The sequence below is a fragment of the Pseudoalteromonas sp. Z1A2 genome, from assembly GCF_011378755.1.
GTDB lineage: Bacteria > Pseudomonadota > Gammaproteobacteria > Enterobacterales > Alteromonadaceae > Pseudoalteromonas > Pseudoalteromonas distincta.
Genome location: NZ_WTKX01000011.1, coordinates 119060 through 125418 on the forward strand (window position 1 = coordinate 119060; position 6359 = coordinate 125418).

Sequence of the window (6359 nt, forward strand, 5' to 3'; positions counted from 1 at the left end):
CAATCAGTGTAATTACAGTGATTGATATCCTCCCAATATAAACCAAAGGACAAATAAAATGAGCAACATTCCTAGCGAGTTAAAATACGCACCTTCACACGAGTGGGTTCGTAACGAAGGCGACGGTACATTTACTGTTGGTATTTCTGAGCATGCACAAGAACTTCTTGGCGACATGGTATTTGTTGAATTACCAGAAGTTGGCGACGAAGTAGACGCTGGCGAAGACTGTGCAGTAGCAGAGTCAGTTAAAGCAGCATCAGACATTTACGCACCTATCAGTGGCGAAATTGTTGCTATTAACGAAGAACTTGAAGACTCACCAGAAACAGTAAACAACGACGCTTACGGCGACGGTTGGTTATTCCGTATAAAAGCATCTGACGAGTCTGAGCTAGACAACTTATTAGACGCTGAAGGTTACTCGCACACTATCGACGAAGAATAATTATTCTTTGTAGATAACTAAAAGCCCCGTGTGTTTTATTTAGATATCGGGGCTTTTATGATTTTACAGTTAACTTTTCCATACAAAGTAAGCTGTTAAATTATAAGAATTTTAAGTTATTGCTGTTTACCCATCAGCAGTAGCCACATTTTTTGGATCATAGGAATCTGGACACATGTCAAACGCCAAATCTCTTGAAGAACTAGAGCAAAAGCAAGATTTTATTCGCCGCCATATTGGGCCAAGCCCAGCACAAGTAAGCGATATGCTAAGTGCTTTAGAAGTATCGAGTGTGCAAGAGCTCATTGACCAAACTGTACCGGCTAGCATTCGTCTAGAGCAACCGTTAACAGTTGGACAAAGCCGTACTGAAGTTGAAACACTAAGCTACTTAAAATCAGTAGCAAGCAAAAATAAAGTTTTCAAATCGTACATTGGCCAAGGCTACCACCCAACTAACGTACCGCACGTAATTTTACGTAACGTACTAGAAAATCCAGGTTGGTATACAGCGTACACACCGTATCAGCCAGAGATTGCACAAGGGCGTTTAGAATCATTATTAAACTTCCAAACTATGACCCTAGATTTAACAGGTCTTGATTTAGCAAGCGCATCATTACTTGATGAATCAACAGCGGCTGCAGAGGCTATGGGCCTTGCAAAACGCGTATCAAAAGCTAAAAAAGCCAATGCCTTTTTTATTGCCGACGACGTACACACACAAACAATCGACGTAGTAACAACGCGTGCCGAGCAGTTTGGTTTTGAAATAATTGTAGGTAAGGCAGAAGATGCCGTAAACCACGACATATTTGGCGCATTGTTCCAATACCCAACTACATCAGGCGAAGTGGTAGACATAACTGACCTAATTGCTGGCGTACAAAGCAAAAAGGCCATTGCCTGTGTTGCTGCCGACATAATGAGTTTATTACTGTTAAAAGCGCCGGGTAAACTAGGCGCAGACGTAGTACTTGGTTCGGCTCAGCGTTTTGGCGTACCTATGGGTTACGGCGGTCCACACGCTGCATTTTTTGCAACACGTGACGCATACAAACGTTCATTACCAGGTCGTATTATTGGTGTATCTAAAGACCGTTTAGGTAACGACGCACTACGTATGGCAATGCAAACGCGCGAACAGCACATTCGCCGCGACAAAGCCAACTCAAACATTTGTACAGCGCAAGTATTACTTGCCAACATGGCAGCGTTTTACGCGGTGTACCACGGCCCACAAGGCTTAAAAACTATCGCGCAGCGTATACATCGCTTTGCTGATATTTTAGCAAGTGGCCTAAAAGCTAAAGGCATTGCACTTAAGCACAGTACTTGGTTTGATACGCTAACAATCGTTGACGACAGCAAAGATGACGTAATTGCGCGTGCAATTGCAAAAGGCGTAAACTTTGCAACAAACCACGAAGGGGAGTACTCAATTTCGGTATCAGAGACTACAACACGTGCCGATATTACTGAGTTATTCGATATTATTTTAGGCGAAGGTCATGGCCTAAGTGTTGACGCTATTGCGGCCGACGTTGAAGCAAATGGCAGCGAGTCAATTCCTGCAAGTTTAGTACGTGATGACGAAGTACTAACGCATCCAAACTTTAACAGCTACCACAGCGAAACAGATATGCTTCGCTACATTAAGCGACTAGAAAGCAAAGACTTATCGCTTAATCACTCAATGATCTCGTTAGGCTCATGTACCATGAAACTAAACGCGACTGCTGAGATGATCCCAATTACGTGGCCTGAGTTTGCAAACCTTCACCCATTCTGCCCGCTTGATCAAGCAGAGGGTTACCAAATAATGATTGGCGAGCTACACGACTGGCTAGTAAACATTACCGGTTACGATGCAGTATCACTACAGCCAAACTCTGGCGCGCAAGGTGAATACGCAGGCTTAATCGCGATTCGTAAATACCACGAGTCACGAGGGGATGCACACCGTAATGTATGTTTGATCCCAAGCTCTGCGCACGGTACTAACCCTGCATCAGCGCAAATGGCGAGCATGAAAATTGTAGTAGTTAACTGCGACAAAAACGGTAACGTAGACATGGCCGATTTAAAAGCGAAAGCTGAGGAAGTGTCTGAAAACTTATCGTGCATCATGATCACATACCCGTCTACGCATGGTGTATACGAAGAAACAATTCGCGAAATTTGTGACATTATTCACCAGCACGGCGGCCAAGTTTACATGGACGGCGCTAACATGAACGCGCAAGTTGGTGTAACAAGCCCAGGCTTTATTGGCTCTGACGTATCGCACTTAAACTTGCATAAAACATTTTGTATTCCACACGGTGGCGGTGGTCCAGGTGTTGGCCCAATTGGTGTTAAATCGCACCTTGCGCCGTTTATGCCAAACCACAGCGTAATTAACGTACCAGGTACTAACATAGGTAACGGTGCGGTATCGGCCGCGCCTTACGGCTCAGCCGCTATTTTACCTATTTCATGGGCTTACATTACCATGATGGGTTCAGAGGGCTTAAAACAAGCCACTGAAATGGCAATTGTTAATGCTAACTACTTAACGCATGAGCTAAGCAAGCACTTCCCAATTTTATACCGTGGTCGTAACAACCGTGTTGCTCACGAATGTATTGTTGACTTACGCCCGCTTAAAGAGCTATCAGGCATTACTGAAATGGACGTAGCTAAGCGCTTGCAAGATTACGGCTTCCATTCACCAACTATGTCGTTCCCAGTAGCTGGCACATTAATGATTGAGCCAACTGAGTCTGAATCAAAAGGTGAGATTGACCGCTTTATCGAAGCAATGGTGTCAATTAAAGGCGAAATCGAAAAAGTAATCTCTGGCGAATGGTCAATCGAAAACAACCCGCTAGTGTTTGCACCGCATACACAAGGCGATGTGTTAGGTAACGAATGGGACCGCGCGTACGACCGTTTTTACGCTGCATTCCCAGTACCTGCAGTAGCTAAAAACAAGTTCTGGCCAACCGTTACACGTATTGATGACGTATACGGCGACCGTAACTTAGTATGTTCATGCCCAGCGGTTGAGACATATAGAGATTGATAATTTTTAAAATTTCCAATTAAAGATTGGGAATTTATAAAATTGAAAAAGCCGTTGCAGCAATGTAGCGGCTTTTTTATGTGTGGTGATTCGCTATAAATAATATGGGCGTAGGTTGGGTAGAGTGAAACGAAACCCAACAAATCACAAATATACTTACTCGCTCAAAAGCCAAGAGTATGTGTTATTTATTGTAGGCGTTTAGCTTGCTGACGCGTTGATTGTTAAATCAAAATTCGGTATCACTTAAATAAAATTGCACGCACGTAGCCTTTGGGCTACAATGGTTTTATGAAATATCGTATTAAGAAAACCAACGAGTTCGATAAATGGCTTAAAAAGCTCAAAGATCGTCAAGCTTTTATGGCAATAGCTAAACGTATTACACGTGCCATAAATGGAAACTTTGGCGATAGTGAATCTGTTGGTGGTGGCATATCTGAAATGCGAATTTTCGTAGGGAAAGGCTATCGTGTTTATTACGTAATTAGAGGCGGTGAAGTTATTTTACTACTCAATGGTGGACACAAAGGCACACAAGGTAAAGACATTACCAAAGCAAAAGCCCTTTTAAGAGAATTGGAGTAATTATTATGGCGCTACAAACATCAGATTTTAACCCGTTTGACTATATGGAAACACAGCAAGAAATTAATACATTTTTAGAAGAGTGTTTAGCTGATGATGATCCAAATACCTTTATTGAAGCACTGGGCTTATTAGTTAAAAAGCATGGCGTGAGTGATATTGCTAAAGCAACGGGGTTAAACCGTGAAAGCTTATATAAAGCAGTTAACGGTAAAACCAAGCCACGTTGGGAAACGATTTTTAAAGTGATGAAAGCACTTAACTTTCGCCTTACAACACAAATTGCATAGGCTAGGTAGAGTGCAACGAAACCCAACAAATCACAAATATACTTACTCGCTCAAAAGCCAAGAGTATATGTTATTAGTTGTAGGCGTTTAGCTTGCTGACGCGCGGGCGATAGCCCGAATAAGTATTTGAATAGGTGTTTGAGATTACTCTTACAGATAACGCGAATACGTTTGGCACTTCTAGAAATTAGAAACCTTATTCAAGGTTTAGTCGCGCTGGCGACGGCAGCCAAAGAGGGGCTGCCGCTGGTCCCTCTCTGGACACTCTCAGCGCACCCGAGCATCACGCTTAATCCTTCAAACCACAATTGATGTGAACGTAACCGCCATGAAAGCACATCCATGTGCAAGCATGGCTTTCATTTCATCCATGAAATGTATTACTCATCAATTGCTTATTTTCAGGGCGTGATGACGGGGGAAGGATGTTAAACGTGAGATTGGTGTTTGGTCTCGGCAAGAAGTAAGACTTGACCCTCTGCATTTTTATGACCTTCTACATTTTTTCGGTGCAATTGCGGCTTGCACTTTCGGGCGCTGATTGAAATAGCTTAAATAGGGGTAATGGTTTAAGTTCACTTGGCACTCCTGCAATCCCGTTAAGGTTTGCGTTAGAGTGCCAAGTTTTAGGGGGAGTGAATTTTAAACTGGATAAAAAATTTAATTAAAAGATTTTATAAAAATTATGAGCGTCATCAAGAAAAAAATCACCGACGATACTATCGAAAACCATAACTTCATCTCAACTTTTAAGTATTCGCCTTCAATAGTATTTTTCGCATCAGTGATACTAGAAAGCTCTTCTACATGCTCATCTTTTGAACTTTTAACTGTATTCATGAGGTTTGAAAAGACCTCATCATATTCTTGTTTTACATTATTTAAAGTAGAAAAATTTCCAGAAAGATTTAAAATTAAAGTTATTACTAGTATAAGTATGGTTACTAAAACGACAATATTCTTAATAAAATCAACGCTATCAAAAGATGATGGTGTGATTTGTGAAGTTGCGAACCAAATACCTGCTGGTAAAGAGAGCATCTTAGTGGAAACTAAGTCAAAAACATTATTTACCCGAGTGATATATTCTGTCTTTTTTTCAATGTATTCACTTCTAACTTTATCAAAAGTATAATTTTCAACGTAGCTTTGGTAACTCAACAGGACGTTTGAAACAAAAGAGCTAAGATTTTGAATTAAATGGCTAAAACGTTTGTTCACATCAATATCTTTCAAAAAAACGACCATTTCTTTACATATCAAGCAAGTTATGGCTTCTTGATGTAAATCTTTTTTCAATAGCTTAATTACTGCTTCTAAATCAATGGAGCTGTTAAGGTCAGTTTCTAAAAGAGTAAATTCAAATTTCAGTGCTCTTTCATAGATAATTGTTGAATTTCCCCCGTTAGTATCTCTTGCTAGTTCTTTAATTAAATTAACAACATGACTAATTTTTTTATAATTTTTAAACTTTAAGCAATCTGAACCGGTTTCGATTAATTCTTTACTTTCAGTAAAGAAAATACTTTCTACAGGTTTTTGAATTTTATCAGGGTAAGATAATAATTTATTCCAGTTGGAGCAAACGGCGTAATCTCTCTTGATTTCATTAGAAAGGAGAGTTATTTGTATATCAGTACCAGAGGTATCTTTTAGACTTTCAAGATTGATAAGAGAAGTAATTCCATTTGAATCTCCTTTTCTATATTTATAGCTACTGGTAGTTAAATCATAGGTAGATAAAACTTTTAAGTCTTCAATTATGTTTTTATCAAGAGGCACCCAACCTTTGTACTCATTATCGCCATGCTCGATTTCCTCAAGGAGACCGAGTTTGTCGAAAATAACTTTATAAGATTGTAAAGGGTTAATATTCATATGAATCGCCCCGTGTTTGCCAGAGACTCAATAACTTGAGAAACTGGAACTATGAAAAAATCAAATCGCTATACATCAGAATTTCGTG

5 protein-coding genes are annotated in these 6359 nt (G+C 40.3%); 4 read left to right on the forward strand and 1 reads right to left on the reverse strand.

Annotated features, from left to right (window positions below; all coding sequences use genetic code 11):
* Positions 1 to 58: 58 nt before the first annotated feature.
* The 4 genes from gcvH (at position 59) to GQR47_RS09990 (ending at position 4393) form a co-directional block, all read left to right on the forward strand.
* A complete protein-coding gene (gcvH, locus tag GQR47_RS09975) occupies positions 59 to 448 on the forward strand; it encodes a glycine cleavage system protein GcvH (RefSeq protein ID WP_002958029.1) in 390 nt (129 codons plus the stop codon).
* 175 nt (positions 449 to 623) lie between these two features.
* The gene (gcvP, locus tag GQR47_RS09980; protein WP_154903875.1) at positions 624 to 3515 is read left to right on the forward strand and encodes an aminomethyl-transferring glycine dehydrogenase; all 2892 of its coding nucleotides are present in this window, start codon (positions 624 to 626) and stop codon (positions 3513 to 3515) included.
* 291 nt (positions 3516 to 3806) lie between these two features.
* Positions 3807 to 4103 carry a type II toxin-antitoxin system RelE/ParE family toxin gene (locus tag GQR47_RS09985; protein WP_024596315.1) on the forward strand — a complete coding sequence of 99 codons (297 nt, stop codon included), beginning with the start codon at positions 3807 to 3809 and terminating at the stop codon, positions 4101 to 4103.
* Positions 4104 to 4108: 5 nt separating this feature from the next.
* Positions 4109 to 4393, forward strand: a complete 285-nt coding sequence (locus GQR47_RS09990) for an addiction module antidote protein (RefSeq protein ID WP_024596316.1) — start codon at positions 4109 to 4111, stop codon at positions 4391 to 4393.
* Positions 4394 to 5053: 660 nt separating this feature from the next.
* Here GQR47_RS09990 and GQR47_RS09995 read toward each other — a convergent pair.
* Positions 5054 to 6271 carry a hypothetical protein gene (locus tag GQR47_RS09995; RefSeq protein WP_154903876.1) on the reverse strand — a complete coding sequence of 406 codons (1218 nt, stop codon included), beginning with the start codon at positions 6269 to 6271 and terminating at the stop codon, positions 5054 to 5056.
* Positions 6272 to 6359 lie beyond the last annotated feature (88 nt).